General features: G+C 69.7%; 23 protein-coding genes. 12 read left to right on the top strand and 11 right to left on the bottom strand.

Features of this window, described 5'->3' with window-relative positions:
* Nucleotides 1–603, bottom strand: a complete 603-nt coding sequence (locus CCN37_RS14995) for a phosphatase PAP2 family protein (protein WP_168200680.1) — start codon at nt 601–603, stop codon at nt 1–3.
* Nucleotides 604–811: 208 nt separating this feature from the next.
* Between CCN37_RS14995 and CCN37_RS14990 the strand changes: the two genes are divergently transcribed.
* From CCN37_RS14990 to CCN37_RS14980, 3 genes are read left to right on the top strand one after another with little or no spacing between them, the layout of a single operon-like run.
* On the top strand, nt 812–1,279 hold the full coding sequence (locus CCN37_RS14990; protein WP_210408029.1) for a MarR family winged helix-turn-helix transcriptional regulator: 468 nt from the start codon (nt 812–814) through the stop codon (nt 1,277–1,279).
* Nucleotides 1,251–3,773 (top strand): PEP/pyruvate-binding domain-containing protein, encoded by a 2,523-nt coding sequence (locus tag CCN37_RS14985; protein ID WP_086821374.1) that lies wholly within the window; start codon nt 1,251–1,253, stop codon nt 3,771–3,773. Before CCN37_RS14990 ends, CCN37_RS14985 begins: the two co-directional genes overlap by 29 nt.
* Before the next feature lie 45 nt (nt 3,774–3,818).
* Nucleotides 3,819–4,283 (top strand): hypothetical protein, encoded by a 465-nt coding sequence (locus CCN37_RS14980; protein WP_086821373.1) that lies wholly within the window; start codon nt 3,819–3,821, stop codon nt 4,281–4,283.
* Nucleotides 4,284–4,312: 29 nt separating this feature from the next.
* On the opposite strand, the gene CCN37_RS14975 is transcribed toward CCN37_RS14980, so the two are convergent.
* A complete protein-coding gene (locus tag CCN37_RS14975) occupies nt 4,313–4,576 on the bottom strand; it encodes a DivIVA domain-containing protein (RefSeq protein ID WP_086821372.1) in 264 nt (87 codons plus the stop codon).
* Nucleotides 4,577–5,043: 467 nt separating this feature from the next.
* On the opposite strand from CCN37_RS14975, the gene CCN37_RS14970 reads away from it, so the two are divergent.
* On the top strand, nt 5,044–6,429 hold the full coding sequence (locus CCN37_RS14970; protein WP_246843055.1) for a hypothetical protein: 1,386 nt from the start codon (nt 5,044–5,046) through the stop codon (nt 6,427–6,429).
* Here the strand turns inward: CCN37_RS14970 and CCN37_RS14965 are convergent.
* Both CCN37_RS14965 and CCN37_RS14960 read right to left on the bottom strand, forming a co-directional pair.
* On the bottom strand, nt 6,421–7,887 hold the full coding sequence (locus CCN37_RS14965; protein WP_086821371.1) for a PH domain-containing protein: 1,467 nt from the start codon (nt 7,885–7,887) through the stop codon (nt 6,421–6,423). The two genes, CCN37_RS14970 and CCN37_RS14965, sit on opposite strands and share 9 nt — an antisense overlap.
* A complete protein-coding gene (locus CCN37_RS14960) occupies nt 7,884–8,384 on the bottom strand; it encodes a PH domain-containing protein (RefSeq protein ID WP_246843054.1) in 501 nt (166 codons plus the stop codon). The genes CCN37_RS14965 and CCN37_RS14960 overlap by 4 nt, the downstream gene beginning before the upstream one ends.
* Before the next feature lie 76 nt (nt 8,385–8,460).
* Between CCN37_RS14960 and CCN37_RS14955 the strand changes: the two genes are divergently transcribed.
* Together CCN37_RS14955 and CCN37_RS14950 are read left to right on the top strand one after the other, a co-directional pair.
* Complete coding sequence (locus tag CCN37_RS14955) at nt 8,461–9,084, top strand: TetR/AcrR family transcriptional regulator (protein WP_086821369.1); 624 nt, start codon at nt 8,461–8,463, stop codon at nt 9,082–9,084.
* A 68-nt stretch (nt 9,085–9,152) separates the two neighbouring features.
* The gene (locus CCN37_RS14950) at nt 9,153–10,133 is read left to right on the top strand and encodes an NAD-dependent epimerase/dehydratase family protein (RefSeq protein ID WP_086821368.1); all 981 of its coding nucleotides are present in this window, start codon (nt 9,153–9,155) and stop codon (nt 10,131–10,133) included.
* Here the strand turns inward: CCN37_RS14950 and CCN37_RS39855 are convergent.
* The 3 genes from CCN37_RS39855 to CCN37_RS14945 form a co-directional block, all read right to left on the bottom strand.
* Entirely contained in the window at nt 10,101–10,244 is a 144-nt protein-coding gene (locus tag CCN37_RS39855) for a hypothetical protein (RefSeq protein ID WP_168200679.1), read from the bottom strand. The genes CCN37_RS14950 and CCN37_RS39855 overlap by 33 nt on opposite strands.
* Before the next feature lie 310 nt (nt 10,245–10,554).
* The gene (locus CCN37_RS39850) at nt 10,555–10,701 is read right to left on the bottom strand and encodes a hypothetical protein (RefSeq protein ID WP_168200670.1); all 147 of its coding nucleotides are present in this window, start codon (nt 10,699–10,701) and stop codon (nt 10,555–10,557) included.
* Nucleotides 10,702–10,866: 165 nt separating this feature from the next.
* Nucleotides 10,867–11,373, bottom strand: coding sequence for a GNAT family N-acetyltransferase (locus tag CCN37_RS14945; RefSeq protein ID WP_086821367.1), 507 nt, complete (start codon nt 11,371–11,373; stop codon nt 10,867–10,869).
* A gap of 130 nt (nt 11,374–11,503) precedes the next feature.
* Here CCN37_RS14945 and CCN37_RS14940 point away from each other — a divergent pair, with 130 nt between their 5' ends.
* Nucleotides 11,504–12,121 (top strand): SIMPL domain-containing protein, encoded by a 618-nt coding sequence (locus CCN37_RS14940; protein ID WP_246843053.1) that lies wholly within the window; start codon nt 11,504–11,506, stop codon nt 12,119–12,121.
* A gap of 6 nt (nt 12,122–12,127) precedes the next feature.
* On the opposite strand, the gene CCN37_RS14935 is transcribed toward CCN37_RS14940, so the two are convergent.
* Nucleotides 12,128–13,423: an acetyl-CoA C-acetyltransferase gene (locus tag CCN37_RS14935; protein ID WP_086821365.1), complete on the bottom strand. Its 1,296-nt coding sequence runs from the start codon at nt 13,421–13,423 to the stop codon at nt 12,128–12,130.
* A gap of 82 nt (nt 13,424–13,505) precedes the next feature.
* Between CCN37_RS14935 and CCN37_RS14930 the strand changes: the two genes are divergently transcribed.
* Genes CCN37_RS14930 through CCN37_RS14915 form a run of 4 tightly spaced genes read left to right on the top strand, consistent with a single transcriptional unit; the run spans nt 13,506 to nt 16,577 of the window.
* Nucleotides 13,506–14,843 (top strand): 3-oxoacyl-ACP reductase, encoded by a 1,338-nt coding sequence (locus CCN37_RS14930; RefSeq protein ID WP_086821364.1) that lies wholly within the window; start codon nt 13,506–13,508, stop codon nt 14,841–14,843.
* Entirely contained in the window at nt 14,843–15,682 is an 840-nt protein-coding gene (locus tag CCN37_RS14925; RefSeq protein WP_086821363.1) for a MaoC/PaaZ C-terminal domain-containing protein, read from the top strand. The genes CCN37_RS14930 and CCN37_RS14925 overlap by 1 nt, the downstream gene beginning before the upstream one ends.
* Before the next feature lie 40 nt (nt 15,683–15,722).
* Nucleotides 15,723–15,995, top strand: a complete 273-nt coding sequence (locus CCN37_RS14920; protein ID WP_210408028.1) for a hypothetical protein — start codon at nt 15,723–15,725, stop codon at nt 15,993–15,995.
* A gap of 12 nt (nt 15,996–16,007) precedes the next feature.
* Nucleotides 16,008–16,577, top strand: a complete 570-nt coding sequence (locus CCN37_RS14915; RefSeq protein WP_086821361.1) for a TIGR03086 family metal-binding protein — start codon at nt 16,008–16,010, stop codon at nt 16,575–16,577.
* A gap of 1 nt (nt 16,578) precedes the next feature.
* Here the strand turns inward: CCN37_RS14915 and CCN37_RS14910 are convergent, their stop codons facing one another.
* Both CCN37_RS14910 and CCN37_RS14905 read right to left on the bottom strand, forming a co-directional pair.
* Complete coding sequence (locus tag CCN37_RS14910; RefSeq protein ID WP_086821360.1) at nt 16,579–17,556, bottom strand: TAXI family TRAP transporter solute-binding subunit; 978 nt, start codon at nt 17,554–17,556, stop codon at nt 16,579–16,581.
* Nucleotides 17,549–19,540, bottom strand: a complete 1,992-nt coding sequence (locus CCN37_RS14905) for a TRAP transporter fused permease subunit (RefSeq protein WP_086821359.1) — start codon at nt 19,538–19,540, stop codon at nt 17,549–17,551. Before CCN37_RS14905 ends, CCN37_RS14910 begins: the two co-directional genes overlap by 8 nt.
* A gap of 180 nt (nt 19,541–19,720) precedes the next feature.
* Here CCN37_RS14905 and CCN37_RS14900 point away from each other — a divergent pair, with 180 nt between their 5' ends.
* Nucleotides 19,721–20,866 carry a glycerophosphodiester phosphodiesterase gene (locus CCN37_RS14900; RefSeq protein WP_086821358.1) on the top strand — a complete coding sequence of 382 codons (1,146 nt, stop codon included), beginning with the start codon at nt 19,721–19,723 and terminating at the stop codon, nt 20,864–20,866.
* Here the strand turns inward: CCN37_RS14900 and CCN37_RS42355 are convergent.
* On the bottom strand, nt 20,863–21,201 hold the full coding sequence (locus tag CCN37_RS42355; protein ID WP_086821357.1) for a helix-turn-helix transcriptional regulator: 339 nt from the start codon (nt 21,199–21,201) through the stop codon (nt 20,863–20,865). The two genes, CCN37_RS14900 and CCN37_RS42355, sit on opposite strands and share 4 nt — an antisense overlap.
* Nucleotides 21,202–21,313 lie beyond the last annotated feature (112 nt).

Raw genomic sequence — 21,313 nt, 5'->3', positions numbered from 1 at the left:
TCAGCGACGGATCTTCGGCAGCACGACGGTCTCCTCGGCGGCCGGGACGCGCGGCAGGACCGCGGTCAGCTCGGCGAGGTCGTCCTCCTCGTCCTGCTCGGCAGGGGAGTACTTGCGCAGCAACAGTTTCCCCGCCCACCACACGACGAGCGTGGCGACGATGCCGACGATCCCGCCCATGATGATGTCCGAGGGCCAGTGCACGCCGACGAACACCCGGGAGAACGCGACGAGCAGCGCGGGCAGCGCGAGCAGCCAGCCCCACAGCGCGGAGACGAAGATCCCGACGACGAGCGCGACGGTGATCGCGGCGGTCGCGTGGTTGCTGGGGAAGGACACCCCGGGTTCGTGCTGGACGAGCTGGGTGACCGGGCGGGTCTGGAACGGCCGCTCGTGGAAGGCCATCATCCGCAGCACCCGGTTCACCAGGAAGCCGAGCAGCAGGGCCGCGCCGACCTGACCGGCCATCCACAGGTTCGTGGTCCGGTCCTGCTTGCGCATGGCCAGCAGGGAGACGATCCCGGCCGCCGCGAACAGCAGGTAGATCAACGGCCCTGCGGCGAAGAGCATCACCCGGTCGAGGACGGGGCTACTGCCTGCCATGCCGTTGATCAGGTCAAATAGCACGTCCCGCATCGCGTTGCTACCCCCACTCGATGAACAGCGGACACCACGTCGGCCTCGATCATCCCAGTTCCCCTTCGGGCAGCGTTCGAGCCCATCTTTTCATCACCTGTTGATTTGTTCAGCCAGCGCGCGCTAACGTGCATGCATGCACTAGTTGCAAGGACGCAATCAATTGGAGGCCGTCGTGAGCACCCCCGACAGCGACCGGGTCGCCGAGGAGATCGGCGCGGTCCGCCGCGCGCTCCTCTCGGAGTTCCTGGTGTCGGTGGTCCGCGGGGTGGGGGACCTCCAGCTCGTCCACGTCGCCACCCTCTACGTGCTCGACGCGGGCCGGACGCCCACCGTCAAGGACCTCGCCGACCACGTCGGCCGCTCCGTCTCGGCGACGAGCCGGATGGTCGAGCAACTGGTGGCGAAGGGCCTCGTCGGCAGGCGCGAGGACACCGAGGACCGCAGGGCCAAGCGGGTGCACCTCACCGACGAGGGGCGGGAGTTCCTGCGCGGCTTCGAGCTCAGGCGGGCCGAGGCGCAGCTGGAGCTGATGGCGTACCTGTCAGAGGAGGACCAGCGGACCGTCGCGCGGTCGACGACCCTGCTGGCCGAGGCCGCGAGGAGACATCGCGATGAGCGCAGGGGAACAACGGGGGAGTAGCCGGCGCGAGGTGGTCGTGGACCTGGCCGCGCTCGACAGCACCATGGGCGAGCTGGTCGGTGGCAAGGCCGCCAACCTGGGCGAGCTGATCAACGCGGGAATCCCGGTGCCACCGGGTTTCTGCGTCACGACCGACGCCTACCGGAGAATGATCGAGGTCACCGGTCCGGTCCACGCGCACGAGCCCGCCACAGCACGGGAAATGCTGTGCGGCGCAACAGTTCCGACCGACCTGGCCGAGGAGATCAGCAGCGCCTACCGCGCGCTCGGCGAGGACGTGCCGGTGGCTGTGCGCTCGTCGGCGACGGCGGAGGACCTGCCGAACGCGAGCTTCGCCGGGCAGCAGGACACCTATCTCAACGTGGTCGGCGCCGAGGCCGTGCTGGACGCGGTGCGCAGGTGCTGGGCGTCGCTGTGGACCGACCGCGCGGTGAGCTACCGCGACTCCAACGACATCGACCAGAGCACTGTGCACCTCGCGGTCGTCGTGCAGCGCATGGTCGACTCCGAGGTGGCGGGCGTGATGTTCACGGCGAACCCGGTGACCGGCACGCGCTCGGAGTTCGTGGTCGACGCCAGTCCGGGCCTCGGCGAGGCAGTGGTGTCCGGCGCGGTGAACCCGGATCACTTCGTGGTCGCGGCGGACGGGCGCGTGCTCGATCGCAGGATCGGCGACAAGCACATGGCGATCCGGTCGAGGGCGGGCGGCGGGACGGAGCACGTCGAACTGTCCACAGAGGACTACTGCGTGACCGACGAGCAGCTGAAGCAGCTGGTGGAACTGGGAAAGCGCGCGCAGGACCACTACGGCTCACCCCAGGACACGGAGTGGGCACTGGACTCCGACGGCGCGTTGTGGCTCACCCAATCCCGCCCGATCACCACGCTCTACCCGATCCCTGAGTCCACAAAGGACGGTCCGCGCGCGTACTTCTCCGCCAACGTGGCGCAGGGCGTGTTCGCGCCCTTCACCCCGGCGGGCCTCGCGGGCATGCAGCTGGCGATGGGCGCCGGTGCGCGGCGCGCGGGCATCCCGGTCGCAGATCCGCTGGACGGGCCTCCGATCTTCACGCACAGCGCGGGTCGCATCTACGTCGACATCACCACGGCGCTGCGCAACCCCGTCGGCAGGACGTTCATCCCGCGCCTGTTCGGCATGATGGAGGCCAGGTCGGCGGAGATCTTCCAGCAGCTGACCGAAGACCCGAGGTTCGCGCTCACCACCACCAAGCGCGGCCCGACGCTGCGCAAGCTCGTCAAAACCGCCGTGCGGCTCGGCGCCCCGCCCAGGGCCGTGCACGCGCTTCTGCGCCCGGAAGCCGTGCGCGCCAACGCTTTCCGCTACGCCGAGGAGATCGACCAGCTCACGAGGACGCGCCCTGGGCTCACCGCGGAGCAGCGGCTGGACTTCATCACGCGGATCTTCACCGACATCACGATCCCGAGGGTCGTGCGCGTCATGCCGGTCGTGCTCGGCACCTTCGCGCTGATCGCGGCGATGCCGAAGATCATCGGCGACCCGGACTCCGTCGACGACGTCCGCGTGGTGCTGAAGGGCATGCCGCACAACGTCACCACGGAGATGGACCTGGAGCTGTGGCGGATCGCCAAGCACGGTTCGGACGGCGACCTCGACCGCTTCCTGGCCAAGTACGGCCACCGCGCCGTCGCCGAGATCGACCTGGGCGTCCCGCGCTGGTCGGAGGACCCGTCGCACGTGCGCGGCATGATCGCCAACTACCGCAGGGTCGACGACCCCGAGTGGGCCGCCGACAAGCAGTTCGAGAAGGGCGTCGCCGAGGCCGAGGCGATGATCGAGGAGCTGGCCAGGCGTGCCGGGCGGCGTGGGGGCTTGGTGCGCACGGCGCTGCGTCGCATCCGCGCGCTGGCCGGAGTCCGCGAGCTGCCGAAGTACTGCCTGGTGCTGGCGTTCGCCCGCGTCCGCGAACAGCTCAAGCTCGTCGGTGCCGAGCTGGCCGCCTCCGGCGCGATCGCCCGCGCCGACGACGTGTTCTTCCTCGATTTCCGCGAGGCGCGAGAAGCGTTGCGGGGCAAGGACTTCACGGCGCTCGTCACGGAACGCAGAGCAGACTACGAGCGCGAGCGGCGCAGGCGTCACGTGCCCAGGATGCTGCTCTCCGACGGCACCGAACCGGAAGCGCTCGGCGCCGCCGTCGACGGAGCGCTGTGCGGGACCGGCGCTTCCCCCGGCACGGTCACCGGGGTGGCCAGGGTGGTGCTCGATCCGGTCGGCGCCGAGCTGCACCCCGGCGAGATCCTGGTGGCGCCGTCGACCGATCCCGGGTGGACGCCGCTGTTCTTGACGGCGGGCGGACTGGTGATGGAGATGGGCGGCCCGAACTCGCACGGCGCGGTCGTCGCGCGGGAGTACGGCATCCCCGCAGTGGTCGGCGTCGCGCGCGCCACGCAGGAGATCGTCACTGGTCAGACCATCACCGTGCACGGCTCCAGCGGCTCCGTCGAGGTGTCTTGACGGTAACCGTCAAGTACTTTACGGTCGCCGTCAAGGAGGCTCGCGATGACCCTTGCGGTGACCGAGGAAGCGCTGGCGCGGCAGCTGGTCCAGCTGGTGACCGGCCACCTGCTGGACCCGCTGGAGATCCTGCTCGGCACGGACTGGACGCTGACCAAGCTGGAGCGCAAGGCCGGGGAGCGGGCGGAGGTCTGGGCGCGGGACCTGCTCGGCCCCGACCAGGAGGTCGCGACCCGGACCGCCATGCGGCTGGTCGCGACGCTCTACCCGAGCGACGGCCCGTTCGACCCGCCCGCGGCGTGGTGGCAGGCCCCGCTAGGGCAGGTCGTCGCGCACCGGATCGGCCACCCGACGGCCAACGGCCTGTCGTACTCGACCGCTGGAGCCATGCTCGGCATCTCCAAGCAGGGCGTGTACGACCTCGTCAGCCGGGGCAAGCTCGTCCGGCACGCCGACGGTGGCGTCACCTCGGAGTCCGTCAGGCTGCGCCTGCACCAGCGCAACCCCTGAGCGTCCACAGTGGACTCAAGAAGCCGCGCCTAGCCGGTCTCCGCCCGCGCGGCCAACTCCTCCTCGACGAGGTCCAGATAGGTGTCGACCTCCTCCTCGTCGAAGCCGCCCACGCCGAGCGACGTGCTGAACGCGATGTTGTGCACCTGCGCCGCGCTCACCTCGCCCTGGCCTTCGAGGGTGTTCGCCACCTCGGCGAGAAACCCGATGACCTCGACCTCGCTGTAGCCGCGCCGTCCGAGCCGCGCCTTGGAGAAGCGCTTGTCCCGGACCTCGTCCGCGGTGAGACCCATCCCAGTCCTCCCAACGGGTAACCCGCCGAAAGTATTGGTCCCCTCTGCCGCTCCGGCCACTCGAACGCTCACCGCTGGGCCCCCATGCGCGCACCACGCGGCTGAACACGTGCTCGGACCAGGTCAGCGGAACGACCGGAATGCCTTCAACGAAGTGCGCGTGGTTCGTGCATTCCGGCAGTTCCCCACCGCGCACGAGGAGCACGAGCTTCCCATCGGAATAGTTTCCCTCGTAGACGTCGACGCACGGAGCGCCTTTGACCCATCGAAAAGTGTGCCCGAATTCGTACCGCCACAGCACAGGGCTGGACGCGCGACGAGCACAGGGCTTCGCGCAGCTCACATCCGCTTCCCACAGTGAATACAGATCCAAATACCGTCAGGATCAGCACGAAAAACGTCTCACTTGGGTCCTACTTCGGACGAGCGACTTCACAAAGGAACCGCGCACGGTGACCATCGAGGGCATGGGTGGGAACACGGCGCTGCGACGCCTGTTGTCCGAAGCCGGGCTCAGCAGTTCCGCGCTGGCTTGGGCGATCGTGAAAGCCGGGGCGGAGCAGGGAATCCACCTCGGCACGAGCACGACGTCCGTCACGAGGATGCTCGACGGGTGCCGACCGCGGTCCCCTGTTCCCAGGCTGGTCGCACAGGTGCTCTCGCGACGCCTGGGCTATCCAGTGCGCCTGCCCGACTGCGGTTGGGAGGCCCTGGCGGAGGATGACGCCGACACGTTCGACGGTTTTCGCTACTCGCGGTCGATCGATGGCACGATCAACACCGTGGCGGAGCTGTCAGGGCGGGACATCAACCGGCGGAACTTCCTCTTGGGTTCCGGGTTCGCGGCAGCCGCGTTCTCCGAACCTGCTTTCCTGGCCACGACCTTGCCCTCTGAACGGGGAAGCGCAGCGGGCAACGGCGCTCGCATCGGGTTGTCAGACGTTCAGGCGTTGCAGGAGACGGTGCGGCACTTCGAGCGGCAGGGACGACGCTACGGCGGTGGCGCAACTCGCGAGCAGGTCGTTCACCTGCTCCACCACAACGCGACGCGAGTGCTGCACGGGCAGTACTCCGACGACGTCGCCCCAGCGCTGCACTCCACGGTGGCACAAGCAACCTGGCTCGCGGGGCTCACCTCGGTCGACGCCGGGCGGCACGCTCTGGCGCAGCGCTACTACGCGCAGGCCCTGAACCTGGCCATGCACGCGGATGATCGGCCCTACGCGGCGAACGTGTTGGCCGAGATGAGCCGAATGACGATCGATGTCGCTCAGGCGACCACGGATGCGGTTGAAGCCACGCGGAGCGGCCAGCACGCGGCGGCGCTGGCCAGGTCGGCGTTGCGGGTGGCGGAGGACCGCGCCACTCCGGCGGTCACGGCCTACCTGCACGCCATCGAAGCACGGTGCTTCGCCTTCCTCGGTGACTCCGCCTCCACGGTCACCGCGACCGAGAACGCGCGGAAAGCCTTTGACCGCAAGGGGAACCCCGAGCCCGAGTGGTTGGGCTTCTACGGCGAGACCGACCTGCTCTCCGATGTGGGGCAGTGCCTTCGGGACGCGGGTCGGCCCCGCCAGGGAACCGCGATGTTGGAGCGGGCGCTACACGCGCTGCCACCGGACAGGGCCACCGCGAAGGCCAAGACCCGGATTCACCTGGCCGCCGCGTACGTCGAACTCGAGGAGTACGAGCAGGCGGAGGTCATCGCCTCGGAAGCGTTGACCTCACTGGGAACGCTGTCCTCCGTGCGCGCGGCGGAGCGGGTCAAGGGACTGCACGCGCGCGTCCAGCGACACGGCATGCCAGTGTCCACTTTGGACGAAAGGCTGCGTGAGTGGCGACGGTCATCGTGAGGCCAGGAACTCGGTGAGGAAGTCGGGGGTCACGGCCTGGGCGAAGTCCACGGCGTCGGTGTCGGCGAGGTCGCGGACGCGGTAGCCCTGCTCACCAGCGGCGACGGCGGCGGTCGCGGTGACGAGACCGGCGCGGCGCGAGAAGGGGTTGCTGCCGAAGCTCCAGGACAGAATCCCTTCGCGCTGCAAGAAAACTGTGTCCCGGCTGAACACCCCAGAGCGGATCACCACGTGCGCGCCGGAGATGCCGTGGCCGAGGTTGCGGTAAGCGTCGCGGCCGAACCACACGGTGATGGGCGTGGCGACGACGAAGAAGATCCACGCGATGTGCACGAGCACACTGGTGAGCAGGAAACCCAGGAGCAGCAACACAAAAGTGACTGGCAGCGTCACGAAGACGAAGCCGCGCACAATGCGGCGACGCCGTGCCACAGGAGGATGTGACCGCAGGGCAGGAGCGGCGTCCTGGGGGAGGCCGAGCACGTCGAGCGCGACGCGAGCGGCTTCGGTGCGCGGCGACGGGGGCAGCACGGAGCTGCGGCGGCGAGTTTCCTCCTCGTTGCCGAGCCCGCCGGCGACCGCGTCCACCAGCGCTCCGCCACCGGCGCGCAGCAGGAGCGGTTCGCGGAGCTTGGAGCCGCGCAGCCTGCGGCGCTCAACGGACACGAGGCGAGTGGTGAACAGGCCGCGCCGGACCTGGAGGGTTTCCGCGTCCGTCCACTCCAGGCGGTAGGACCACCAGTTCTCGATGTAGACGGCGACCGCGCCGATCACTCCGAGAAGCGTGAGCCCCAGTGCCAGCAAAGGAATCGTGAGCCACAGGGCGCTGTGGCCGAAGGCGCTGAACGCCTCCTTGGCGAAGCCGAGTTCCCACCACTTGACGCCGAGGCCGTTGAGCAGCCGGGCCGCGCCGCCGCCCACGATGAGCAGGCCGCCGAAGACCCAGAACGTCAAAGGCGCGTAGCGGAGCCACTTCCAGTTCATCGTGGCGATGACGGGATCGTCCGCGTCGGCGCGGTCGACGCGCGCGAGCAGGTCCTCGCGGAGCCGGTGCGCCTCGGCCTTGGTGAGCGCGTCGAGCACGAGTTCGGTGCCGCCGTCGGAGGCCGCGGTGCCCGCGCGGAGCACAACAAGGCCGAACAGGCGGTGCACAGGGCTCGCGGTGAGGTCGACGTTGCGCACGCGCTCCAACGCGATCGAGCGGCGACGGCGGTTGAGCACGCCGGTGCGCAGCTCGAAGGTGGACGCGGAGATCCGGTACCGCGTGGTGGTCAGCCGCGCCACGCCGTAGACGGTGATCACCAAGAACCCCGACGTGATCCCGGCAAGGGTGAGCCAGCCGCGAAGGCCGATGTCGCCGCCCGTGGCGAGCAGCGTCAGCACGAAGGACGCGAGCGGCGCGGCGAGCCACGCGCACTGCACCGCGACGGTGCGGCGGTCGAGCTTCTGCCAGCTCATGTGGCATCACCCGGAACGACCTCGGCAGCCTCACCGATGCGGCGGGCCAGGTCCTCGGCTGCCTCGGCCGCGAGCCCGGCGATCTCCACGTCACCGTGCGTCGACGCGGTGGTCACGACAACCGTGGCCAACCCGAACGCGCGCTGGATCGGGCCCTGCGTGGTGTCGACGGTCTGCACACGGGACAGCGGTGTCACGCGGTGCTTCTGCCAGAACCAACCGGACGCGGCGTAGACGGCCTTCGAGCCCAGCTCCCAAGCGTGCACGCGGTACCGCCACGACGGCATGACCAGCGCGTACAGCACCCCCGGAACGACGAGCACCACGAGCAGCAGCGGGCCGAGCCACACCAGTGCGCTCGGGAAGAACAGCAGCGACAGCACGAACATCGTCAGCGCGACCAGCAACATCGGCCCCGCGAGCGACACCCACGCCTGCGCGCTCCACCAGCGGCGGGCGCGCGGATCGACTCGATTTGCAGGTGGTCTCAGGTTCACGGTCTCCCCCTCGGTTTCAAGTCGACCGTATTAAGTCAGCTGTAATAAGTCAAACGTATTGCGATAGGCTGAGCCGGTGCCGAAGCAGGTGGACCACGAGGAGCGGCGCGCGGCGATCGTCAGCGCGCTGTGGAAGCTGGCGGGCGAGCGGGGCCTGGACCGGGTGAGCCTGCGGGAGACCGCGCGCGAGGCCGGGATGTCGCTCGGGCAGCTCCAGCACTACTTCGGCACCCGCGAGGACATGCTGGTCTTCGCCATGGACTTCATCAGCCAGAAGGTCACTGAGCGGGTGACGGAACGCGTCATGGCGCTGGAGGAGCGCACCCCGCACGAGGTGCTGCGGATGTGCGTCGCGGAGATGCTGCCGCTGGACGACCACAAGCGACAGGGCAGCCGCATCAACATCAGCTTCTACGTGGAGGCGCTGGACAACGAGCGGCTGCTGGCGCACTCACGGGCGGGCGCGCACAAGCTGCTGGACTTCTTCGAGCAGCAGCTCAGCTCCGCGCTGGAGCGCCGCGAGATCCCGGCTGACCGGGACCCGCGGCGGGAAGGCATGCTCATCATGAGCGTGGTCGACGGCCTCACCAGCTACTACCACCTCGGCCTGCACACGGCGGAGGAAGCGTTGGCGATGGCCATGCGGCACCTGGACACCCTGTTCGGCGCCTCAGGTGCCGCACACGAAACGAAACGTTAGTCGGCACCGACTCTCGGAAATTGCCGCATCGGACAGCAGGACCGCTCGACTCGTGCTCGGATGGGGCCATGCGAGTGATCGTTCTCGGCGGGACCGGATTCATCGGCGGGCGCATCGTCGAGGAGCTGATCACGCGCGGCGACGACGTCCTCGTCGTGCACCGGGGACGCGCAGAACCCGCCGCCAGGACCGAGCACTTGCACGCGGAGCGCGCGGACTTCGCCTCGGTCGCGGCGGACGTGCGCGCGTTCGGCCCGGACGCGGTGATCGACGCCTGCGCGCTGAGCTGGGTGGACGTGAGCGCCGTGCTGCCGCACCTACCGGACGTGCAGCTCGTCGCGTTGTCCAGCGCGGACGTCTACCGCGCGTTCGAGCTGTTCAGCGCGGGCACGAGCGGCGAGCCGACGCCGCTGCCCGAGGAGAGCGCGCTGCGCGAGCACCGCTTTCCCCACCGCGGCCAGGGTCTCGGCCTGGACGACTACGACAAGCTCGACGTCGAACCGGCCTACCTGGAGCGCGGCGGCACGGTCCTGCGGCTGTCCGCCGTCTACGGCGAGCGCGACCCGCAGCGCCGGGAGGAGTTCGTCCTGCGCCGGGTCCGCGCGGAGCGCAAGCAGATCCCGATCGGCCCGGCCAACTGGCTGTGGACCCGCTGCTACGTCGGCGAGGTCGCGGCGGCCGTGCTCGCCGCGCTCGGCAACCCCCGCGCACCCGGCGAGATCTTCAACATCGGCGAGCCGCGCACGCACGACCTGGGGACCTGGGTCCGGCAGATCCTGGCCGCGACCGGGCACGAGGCGGAACTGGTCGAGGTGCCGAGCGAACTCGTGCCCTCCGACCTGGCCCTGACCAGGGCGCACGCGCAGCACCTGCTCCTCGACAGCTCGAAGGCGCGCGACGTGCTCGGCTGGCGGCCAGCTCCGGTGGAGTTCGGCATCGAGCGCTCGGTCCGCTGGCACCTGGAGAACCCGCCGGAGAACGCGGACGAGGAGTTCGACGAGGACGACCGGGCGCTGTCAGCGCTCTCCGTCGGACATGCGCTGCACTAACCAGTCCGCGACCTCGGCGAACACCGAGATCCCCACCGCAAGCAGGGCGCCGAGAGCGACGGCCGCGATGGCGGCCAGTCCGACGACTTTCCAGAACTCGTCGCGCTTCACAACGGCCATGGTGCCGGACATGGGCTGCGGACATGGGAAACCCCGCGGTGCTGCCAGGTCGGGGGTCCGACAGCATCGCGGGGTCATAGTGGTCATCGCGAACGCGCCCGCAGTTGTTACACCCTGCCGTGGATGTGACCTAGGTCACGTTTGATGGATGCGCGGGCGGCGTGACGTCTGGAGATGTGAAAGCGCCCCTGGGCGGCGGGAGGCCGCTCAGGGGCGCTGGTAACTCCGTTGGGCGGGACGGCGGGAGGGCCGCTCGAGCCGGCGGTCGAGGTCGCCGGCGAACGTCCGCCGCCCAGTGGCCTCAGCGGAGAGTGGTGACCTGCTGGCTGGCAATGACCATCAGTTCGTGACGCAGGGCCGGGGTGGCCGCGCCGTCGATCGCGCGGTTCACGGCACGGCGGGTCCGGTTGTCGGCACGACGAGCACGCATCTTCGCGACGAGGTTCATCTGAGTTCGCATCCCCTTGAAGTTCTGGTGTCTGGAGTGACAAGACAAGTATGCACCAGAACCGCAGGTTTAGCACCTGATTGTCCGGTGAGGTGGCTCACCGGCCGGACAAGTAACGGCGTGGTCCAGGTTACGGCCGAATGGGTGTCAGCTGAACGGGAGGTGTCAGAGGTGCCGTTGGTAGCGGACGAAGCTCGGGCAGTCCGCCCGCCGCGCCATCTCGTCCAGCCACCAGCCCCTGGCCGCGAAGAAGGACCGCGCCCTGGCGTTGTGCTCCCACACCCACAGCGTGAGGTAGCCGAAGGACACGCGGAGCCTGCTCACGGCCGCGCGTAGCAGCTCGCCGCCGACGCCCCTGCGCCAGCTCGGCGGCGCCACGTACAGCGAGTACAGCTCGCCGACGCTGGTCGGGTCGGCGTCCGGGTCGTGGCTCGGGCCCGCCGCGGTGAAGCCGACGATCCTGCCGCCGACCTCGGCGCAGAGCAGCGCTTGGTCCGGCGAGTAGAGGAAACCCTCGATCACGTCTCTGCGCCGTGCGGCCTGTTCGGGGTCGACGAGCACGCGCTCGTCGACGTGGCCGCGGTAGTAGGAGGCACGGGCTCTGGTGTGGATCTCCGCCAGATCGTCGAGGTCAGCGAGATCGGCAGCCCGTATCCGCAGGTCTTCGCTCATGCAGTTGAGGACGCGTGAGCGAACTCCCGGTGGCCCGCAAGCGATTTCTCGCACAGTTGGATCTCAAACCCTCAAGTTCGGGGATCTTCACCTCGTTGCGTGCCGGGCTCTTCGCGAGGACTGTGGTGATGTGGCTGAAGTAGTGACCAAAGGGACCGGGGAAGTCGAACGCATCGCCGACCGCGCGCAGCTGTGGGTGTCCTACAGCGCGAACGGGCACGACCGCACCGCCGCGGTGAACGAGCTGACCTCGCGGATCTCGCGGGTCGAGCCGTTGCTGGACCGCGAGGGCGTCGAGGTCCGATCACGGCGGCTCTCGGTGCACACCAACTGGGAGAACGGGCACCGGGTCGGTTCCGGCGCGGAGCAGTACTACTCGGTGCGGGTCACCGACCGGGAGCAGCTGGACGAACTGCTCGGCGCGCTGATCGCGGCGGAGCCCGCCTGGCTCAACGGGCCGGACTGGGAGCTGTCGGACCGCAGCGAGGCCGTTGCCGACGCCCAGCACCACGCCGTCGAGGACGCGCGGCGCCGGGCGCAGGGCTACGCGGCGGCGCTGGGCGTGCGGCTCGGCCCGTTGCTGCGGATCACCGACGGGGACGACTCCTACGGCGGCGGCGGGGTGGAGCGGATGGCCTACGCGGCCAGCGCGACCTCCTACACCCCGGACACGCGCGAGCTGAAGCTGGAGCCGCAGCCCGTCACCGTCTCCGTCCGCTGCACCACCACCTGGGTGCTGCTCGAATAGTGGTCGTCAGCGTTCCAGGATCGCCGTGACGCCCTGCCCACCGGCGGCGCAGATGGAGATCAGACCGCGGCCGGACCCCTTCTCCGCCAGCAGTTTCGCCAGGGTGGCGACGATCCGCCCACCGGTGGCGGCGAAGGGGTGGCCCGCGGCGAGCGAGGAGCCGTTGACGTTCAGCTTGGCCTTGTCGATCGGGCCGAGCGGAGCGTCGAGACCGAGCTTCTCCTTGCAGTAGCCCGGGTCCTCCCACGCCTTGAGCGTCGCCAGGACCTGCGACGCGAACGCCTCGTGGACCTCGTAGAAGTCGAAGCCGCCGAGGTCGAGCCCGGCCCGCGCGAGCATCCTGGGCACCGCGTGGGTCGGCGCCATCAGCAGGCCCTCGCCGCCGTGCACGAAGTCCACGGCCGCGGTCTCGCAGTGCGTGAAGTACGCCAGCACGGGAAGCCTGCGCTCGGCGGCCCACTCCTCGCTGGCCAGCAGCACGGTCGACGCGCCGTCGGAGAGCGGCGTCGAGTTGCCCGCGGTCATCGTCGCGGCGTCGCGGAACTCCTTGGACCTGGTGCCGAACACCGGCTTCAGCTTCGCGAGCTTGTCCACAGTGGAGTCGGGGCGCAGGTTCTGGTCGCGGGTCAGCCCGAGGAACGGCGTCAGCAGGTCGTCGAAGAAACCGCACTCGTAGGCCACGGCGAGCTTGCGGTGACTGGCGGCGGCCAGCTCGTCCTGCTCCTGCCTGCCGATCTCCCACTCCTTGGCGGTGATCGCCGCGTGCTCGCCCATGGACAGGCCGGTGCGCGGTTCGCCGTTGCGCGGGACGTCGGGCACCACGTGGCTCGGCCGCAGCCTGGGCAGCAGCTTCAGCCGCGCGCCGACGCTCTTGGCGGAGTTGAACTTCAGGAGCAGTTTGCGCAGGTCCTCGTTGACCCCGATCGGCGCGTCACTGGTGGTGTCGACGCCTCCGGCGATCCCGGCGTCGATCTGGCCGAGCGCGATCTTGTTGGCGACCAGGATGACGGCTTCGAGCCCGGTCCCGCACGCCTGCTGGACGTCGTACGCGGGGGTCTGCGGCGAGAGCCTGCTGCCGAGCACGCTCTCCCGCGCCAGGTTGAAGTCGCGGCTGTGCTTGAGGACCGCGCCCGCGACCACCTCGCCGAGGCGCTCGTCCTGCAACCCGAAGCGGCCGATCAGACCGTCCAGCGCGGCGGTCAGCATGTCCTGGTTCGATGCGGCTGAGTAGGGCCCGTTGGATCTCGCGAACGGGATGCGGTTCCCCCCGATGATCGCCACGCGGCGTGTGGTCCCGGCCATGTGCCCCTCCAGCGGTTACGGGGATACCCTGTCGAGCATAACCTACCGACGAGTAGTCTTACTGATGAGTAGGGAGCCTTCCATGGCGGATCGGTACCAGCGGTTCAGCACCTCTCCGCTCGGGCGGGCGCTCGTGCGCAAGCTCGGCCTGCCCAGTCCCGCGCCGCTGCGCAGGCACCAGCCAGGCGATCCCGTTGTAGCAGGTCAGGTGCTTGTCGGCAGCGCGGAGGACGGCAGGCTGGCCACGATCGCCACCGCCATTCTGACCGGGGCGGGCGCCGACGTGCTCAGCACCCCGCCGGAGGGCGACGGGCGCTTCGCCGCGATCGTCTTCGACGCCACCGGGATCACCGACAGCGCCAAGCTCCAGGACCTGCACCGCTTCTTCCAGCCGGTGATCCGGCGGCTCGGCCCGTGCGGCCGGGTGATCGTCCTCGGCACCCCGCCATCGGACTGCTCGTCCTCGAAGGAAGCCACGGCGCAGCGCGCGTTGGAGGGCTTCACCCGATCGCTGGGCAAGGAGGTCAAGCGGGGCGCGACGGTCCAGCTCGTCTACGTCGCTCCTGGCGCAGAGGACGGGATCGCCAGCACGTTGCGCTTCTTCGTCTCCGACCGTTCCGCGTTCGTCTCGGGCCAGGTCGTGCGCGTCGGCGTGGCCGAGGTGAAGGAGCCGGAGGACTGGGAGCGCCCGCTCGCCGGGAAGACCGCGCTGGTCACCGGCGCCTCGCGGGGGATCGGTGCCGCGATCGCGGAACTGCTCGCACGCGACGGCGCTTCCGTTGTGTGCCTTGATGTTCCGGCGCAGGGCGATGAACTGGCCGAGGTCGCCAACCGGGTCGGCGGCAGCACGCTCCAGCTCGACATCACCGCGCTGGACGCCCCCGCCCGGATCGCCGAGCACTTCGCGCAGCGGCACGGCGGCGTGGACGTCGTCGTGCACAACGCGGGCATCCTGCGCGACAAGACGCTGGGCAAGATGGACGAGCAGCGGTGGGACTCCGTGATCGCGGTGAACCTGTCCGCGCAGGAGCGGATCAACGACGCGCTGCTCGGCGGCGTGCTCCGCCCGGGCGGCCGGATCATCGGCGTGTCCTCGATCGCGGGCATCGCGGGGAACTTCGGCCAGACGAACTACGCCACCTCCAAAGCCGGGGTGATCGGCATGGTGCAGTCGCTCGCGCCCTCGTTGGCCCGCAACGGAAGCACGATCAACGCCGTAGCGCCCGGCTTCATCGAGACCAAGATGACCGCCTCGATCCCCTTGTTCACCAGGGAGATGGGCCGCAGGCTGAGCAGCCTCGCGCAGGGCGGCCTCCCGGTCGACGTCGCGGAAACCATTGCCTGGTACGCGAATCCGGGCTCGGCCGGGGTGAACGGCAACGTCGTGCGGGTCTGCGGCCAGAGCCTGTTGGGGGCGTGATGAGCGCGGTCAGGACGGTTCGCGAGCTGCACAGCACGCCCAGCCTGGGGCTGCTCTACCCGAAGGCCGCGCTGAGCTTCGGCCCGCGCGGTTCGGAGCTGCCCGGCGTGGAGTACGTGCGCCCGGAGGTCGTGGTCGACCGCGCGGCGCTGGCCGCCTACAACGACGTGTGCGGCTTCGGTACCGGCGACGTGCTGCCCGCGACCTACATCCACATCCTGGCTTTTCCTTTGGCAGTGCGGTTGATGACCGAGCGCGGGTTCCCGTTCCGGCTGCCCGGCCTGGTGCACATCGGCAACCGGATCACCCAGCACCGGCCAGTGCTCGCCGGTGAGGGCATGCGGCTGCGCGTGTGGGCGGATTCGCTGCGGGAGCACGAGCGCGGGCGGCAGTTCGACGTGCACGCCGAGGCGACGGTGGGGGAGGAGGTGGTGTGGGAGGGCGTCAGCACCAACCTGCGCAGAACGTCCTCCGGCTCGGGTTCAGCGCCTGCTTCGCCTGACGTGACTCCCCCATCGGCGCTGTGGCGGGTCGGCTCCGACCTGGGCAGGCGCTACGCGGCGGTGTCGGGTGATCACAACCCGATCCACCTCAGGAAGCTCACCGCGCGGCTTTTCGGCTTCCCCAGGGCGATCGCGCACGGGATGTGGACCAAGGCGCACTGCCTCGCGGCGTTCTCCGGCCGCTTGCCGGAGGCGTTCACGGTGGACGTCCGCTTCAAGCTCCCGGTGCTGCTGCCGTCCTCGGTGGAGTTCCGTTCGGCGCGGAGCGCTTCCGGCTGGGAGTTCTCCGTTCGGTCCGCGCGCGGTCCACACTTGACGGGTGCCATCGTTCACTGACCGCGTCCCATGGTTGCGCCAGGTCCCTGGTCTGTCCACAGTGGACAGATTGGAATGGGCGCTTCCGGTCGGCACGGTCGCTCTCGTGCGCTCGGTGACGGAGTTCCTCCTCCGCCAGCACGTCATGACGTACCGCGTCGGCGCGCGTCCGCGTGGTCGCGGGCTGTGCCAAGTGCTGCGGTCGGCGTCGTTGTCCCGTCGCGATCGGATGGTGCTCGCCGTGGCGGAGCGGCTCGTGCAACGGCGCGGTGTCTGTTTGGTGGTCTACGCGAAACCGCTGGCGCGTCGAGTGGCGAGTCCCGGCGAGCACTGATGTGGTGGTCCCATGGAGCTGCTGGAGGCGCACGACCGCGCGATGGAGGAGTTCGACCGCCGAGTCCACCTGGTGCGCGCTGACCAGTGGCAGCTGCCGACGCCGTGCCCGGAGTGGACCGTGCGCGATCTGGTGAACCACCTTGTCGGAGAACAGTTGTGGGCTCCGCTGCTGCTCCGGGGTGCCACCGTGGACGAGGTCGGTGACCGATTCGACGGCGACCAGCTCGGCGACGACCCCGTTGGCACGTGGCAGCGCGCGGCGCGCAAGGCCCGCGACGCCTTTGAGCGGCCGGACGCGCTGGACGACGAGGTCGAGGTGAGCTTCGGCCGCATCCCGGCGACGGAGTACGGCTGGCAGATGACACTCGACCTCACCGTGCACGCGTGGGACCTGGCCAGGGCGATCGGCGACGACGACGCACTGGACGCCGAGCTGGCCGAGGCCGTCTACACCGCGATGCGGCCCGAGGTCGCGAAGTGGCAGGGCTCCGCCGTCTTCGCCCCGCCGATCGAGGTTCCCGACGACGCCGACCCGCAGACCCGCCTCATCGCGCTCGTGGGCCGAGACCCCCGCCCCTAGCTCAGCCGAGGGCCTGCTTGGCGCCGGGGTGGAGTTCGACGGGCGCGGTGGCGCTGGCCTTGTCGCGCAGGATGTCCTTGGCGGCCGGGTGCACCTTCTCCAGGTCGGCGCGCTTGTCGAAGAGCAGCTTGGTGATCGCGCAGGCGTTGGCCGTGGGGAAGTCGTCCCGCACCAGCAGCAGGTTCGGCACGACGATGGTCGGCACGTCCTTGGCCAGCTTGTAGGTCGCCGCCGGGATGCTGCCCGCGTCGTACACCGGGTTGATCTTCTTCAACGGCTCCAGCAGCGGGGTGATGTCGAGGAACTTCACCCGCTCGCGCATGGACGTGGTCAGGTCGGTCAGCTGCGCGGTCGGCAGGCCACCGGACCACACCAGCCCGTCGAGCGTGCCGTCCTTCATGCCGTCGATGGTCTTGTTGAGGTCCAGCCGCTGCGCCTGCACGTCCTTGGCCGGGTCGAGGCCGGCCGCCTGGATCAGCCGGTTGGCGATCAGCTCGGTCCCGGACTTCGGCGAGCCGGTGGAGATCCGCTTGCCGCGCATGTCGGCGACCGAGTTGATGCCGGAGTCCGCGCGCACCACGACCTGCGTGTAGTTCGGGTAGATCCGGGAGAGCGCCTTGATCTTCTGCGGCTTGCCCGCGAAGGAGTCCTTGCCCGCAACGGCGTCCGCGGCCGTGTCGGCGAGGGAGAAGGCGATGTCGTAGTCCCCGGCGACGAGCTGCTGCACGTTCTGCACGGACGCGCCGGTCTCCGCCGAGGTCGCGCGGATCTTGGTGTTGTTGCTGATCACCTGCGCGAGGCCGCCGCCGACCACGTAGTACACGCCGCCCGCGTTGCCGGTGGCGATGGTCAGCCTGCCCTCCCCGGCCTCGCAGCTCGCGCCGCCAGCGCCAGCGCCCGCGTTGGGGTCGACGCGCTTGCCGCCGCATCCCGTTGCCACCAAAGCCACCGCGACGAGCGCGGCCAGGGTCTTACGCATCGATCTCAACTCCCTTGCTTCGGCGCCGGGTGATCAGGTGCAGCACCACGGCCGCGGCCAGGACCGCGAGCCCGATGAAGACCACCACCGGCTGGAGGTAGAGCAGCATCAGCGCGGCGATCGCGCAGAGCACCCGCTCCGGCCACCTCGCGGGGCCGAGCAGCCACCCACCGGTGGTCACCGACAGCGCGGCGACTCCGAGCGCGGACACCGCGAACACCCACAGGACGTCCAGGAAAGGCTTCTGCAGCAACAAAGCCGCGCCGTTGTCGGTCAACACGAACGCGATCGGCACGAGGAACGCGGGCAGCGTGTACTTCCACGTCTGCCACATCGTGCGCATCACGGCTCCGCCGGTGATCGCGGCCGCCGCGACCGCCGCGAGCGCGGTCGGCGGGGTCACTTCGGACAGGACCGCGTAGTAGAACAGGAACATCGCCCGCTCGGGCGCATCGACGCCGAGCGTCGCCATGGCCGGGCCGAGCACCACCCAGGCGATGATGAACGAGGCGGTCACCGGCACCGCGAGGCCGAGCACTCCGACCGCGACCGCCGAGAACAGCACGGTCAGCAGCAGCACGACGGTGGCGTCGGTGGCCAGCGCACCCGCGAGGTCCACCAGCGCCGAGGAAAGCACTTGGCCGAGCCCAGTCTTGGTGATCGTCGACGTGATCACGCCAGCGGCCGCGCACACCGCGACGACCGGCAGCGCTCCGCGAACGCCCTTGGAGAGCGCCACCGCGACCTCGCGCAACCAGTCCACAGTGGACCCACCGGCGAGGAGCTTGCTCACCAGCGCGAAGACCGCCGCGAGGGCGGAGGCGTAGACCACGGCGGCGAAGGGCGGGATGTCCAGCGCCAGGAACACGACGATGATCGCCAGCGACGCGAAGTGGTAGCCGCCGCGCTTGAGCACCTGCCAGGGGCTGGGGGTGTCGATGTCGATCTCGTTGGCGCCGAAGCGCTTCGCGTCCGCCTGCACCGCGAGCACGATCCCGAGGTAGTAGAGCACCGTCGGCAGCAACGCCCAGAGCAGCACGTCGAAGTAGGAGACCTGGAGGTACTCGGCGATGATGAACGCGGCCGCGCCCAGGGTCGGCGGGGACAGGATCGCGCCGATGCCGGAGGCCGCGAGCAGCCCGCCCGCCTGCTCCTTCGGATAGCCAGCGCGCTTCAGGATCGGCCAGGTCACCGCGCCGAGGCTGACCGTCGTCGCCGTGCCGGAGCCAGAGACCGTGCCGAGCAGGAACCCGGAGAGCGCGGTGGTCCTGCCGGGCGCCGTCGCGGACTTGCGGAAGGTCGCGAAGCTGATGTCCACGAAGAACTTGCCCGCGCCGGAGGCTTCCAGCATCGCGCCGTAGATGGTGAACAGCACGATGTAGGTGGCCGCGACGTCCAACGGCGTGCCGTAGAAGCCGCTGGCGTCGTTGTAGAGCGCGTTGATGATCTGGCTGAAGTCCAGGCCGGCGTGCGCGATGGTCCAACTGGGCGGCAGATATCCGCCGTAGTAGGCGTAGGCCAGAAAGGCGACGCAGACCAGCGGAAGCACCAAACCCGTTGTGCGCCTGCACGCTTCGAGCACGAGCACCAGCAGGATCGCACCGCACAGGATGTCCATTGTGGACAGAGAGCCCTGGCGGTCCAGGAACGCGTCGAAGCCGCCGAGCACCGGGTAGAGGCCGACCAGCAACGCGACGGCCGCGAGAACCCAGTCGTACACCGGCGGGTTGTCCCGCTCGCGCCGTTGCGAGCGGGACAACCCTGGACGGTAGACCAGGAAAACCAGGGGGAGCACCAGCGCCAGGAAGATGATCAGGTAGTACTGCCCGCCCTTGCTGAACGGGAAGAACACCTGCTTGAGCACGAGCAGCGCGACGGCGAACGCGGCGAGACCGACACCGAACTCCCAGCGCCCGGTGAGACGGCGGGCGGGGCGTTCCTCGTCGTGGTCGGCGAGCAGCTCGTCGACCGTCGGACCGGTCAACGGCCACCTCCAGCGTGGTGCAGCTCACAGAGGGGACCATCCTGCGGGGCGGATGGCAATACTCCACGGCACGTTTACCGCGTTGTTGCCAGCTCGTAGCCCTACGGTGGCACCACCGACGCTGCGGGCAGCTTGGCTCCACGGGCACCAGAAAGCCCACTACAGGGGAGGTTTCCCACGATGTCTCGCCGCTCGCGGACGTCCCGGATCGCCGGGCTCGCCGTCTCCGCAGTCGCCGTGCTCGGCGTGGTCGGGGTGCCCGCCTCCGCCGCTCCTGAAGCCGTTCCGGACGCCGCGCAGGAGTTCGCCGCACAGCGGGAGACCGGTCCGCTCGTGCTCGGCCACCGCGGCGCCTCCGGCTACCGCCCCGAGCACACGCTGGCCTCCTACGAGCTGGCCGCGCGCATGGGCGCCGACTACATCGAGCCGGATCTGGTCTCCACCAAGGACGGCGTGCTGGTGGCGCGGCACGAGAACGAGATCGGCGGCACCACCGACATCTCCTCCCGCACGGAGTTCGCCGACCGCAAGCGCACCAAGGTCATCGACGGGGTCACGCTCACCGGCTGGTTCACCGAGGACCTGACGCTGGCGGAGCTCAAGACGCTGCGCGCCAAGGAGCGCATCCCGCAGACCCGGCCGCGCAACACCCTCTACGACGGCCGCTACCAGGTGCCGACGTTCCAGGAGGTGCTGGACCTGCGCGCCAAGCTCTCCCGCGAGCTGCGCCGCGACATCGGCGTGTACCCGGAGACCAAGCACCCCACGTACTTCACCTCCATCAAGCTGCCGCTGGAGCCCGCGCTGGTGCGCACGCTCAACCGCAACGGGCTGAACACCCCGCGCGCCAAGGTCTTCGTGCAGTCCTTCGAGGTCGGCAACCTCAAGGCGCTCAAGCGGGAGCTGCGCGTCCCGCTGATCCAGCTGATCGACTCCACCGGTGCCCCCGCCGACTTCGTCGCCTCCGGTGACAAGCGCACCTACGACGACCTGGTGAAGCCCGCCGGGCTGCACGAGATCTCGACCTACGCGGCGGGCATCGGCCCGGCCAAGGACCGCATCATCCCGCGCGATGACAGGGGTTTCCTGAAGCAGCCGACCAGCCTGGTCAAGGACGCGCACGCGGTGAAGCTGAAGGTGCACCCGTTCACCTTCCGCAACGAGAACACCTTCCTGCCCGCGGACTTCCGCAGCTCCACCGATCCGGCGCAGTACGGCCGCGCGTTCGACGAGTACGCGCTGTTCTTCAAGCAGGGCGTCGACGGGCTGTTCTCCGACAACCCGGACACCGCCGTCGCGGCCCGCGCCGAGTTCCTCAACCGCTAGCTCGGCCACGGGGGCGCTGCGGAAGGCGGCCAGCGGGGCGGGGGAGAGGGTGGACGAGGCGGTCTCTGCGCCTCGTACCACCGTCTCGCCCACTCCTGCGGGTCCGCCCCGCACGCCTCGGCGAAGGCCACCACCACCGCGCGCGTCGGCAAGTGGTCCCCGCGCGCCGCGGCCGACAGGGTCCCCGCGGAGAACCAGACCCGGTCGGCCATCTCGCGGTAGGTGGGATTCCCCTTGCTGCTGCGGAGATTCCTGAGCTGGGCGGCGATGCGGCCCGCCGGCGACTCCGGATCGCTTATGGGGCGCTCCGGCCGCCCCGACTTCCTCGCAGACATCGAACCCCCCGGTCGACGCACTTCGCGGCTACCACGATTGTGCGTTCGCGGAGTGCGGCCCCGTCAGGGCCACAGGGGTTCACTGGACCGGCCCAACGGCGGCGTTCGGCCC

It is taken from the genome of Allokutzneria sp. NRRL B-24872 (assembly GCF_002155965.1).
GTDB lineage: Bacteria > Actinomycetota > Actinomycetes > Mycobacteriales > Pseudonocardiaceae > Allokutzneria.
Note: the sequence above shows the minus strand (reverse complement) of the source record. Positions and strands in the feature narration are given on the sequence as shown.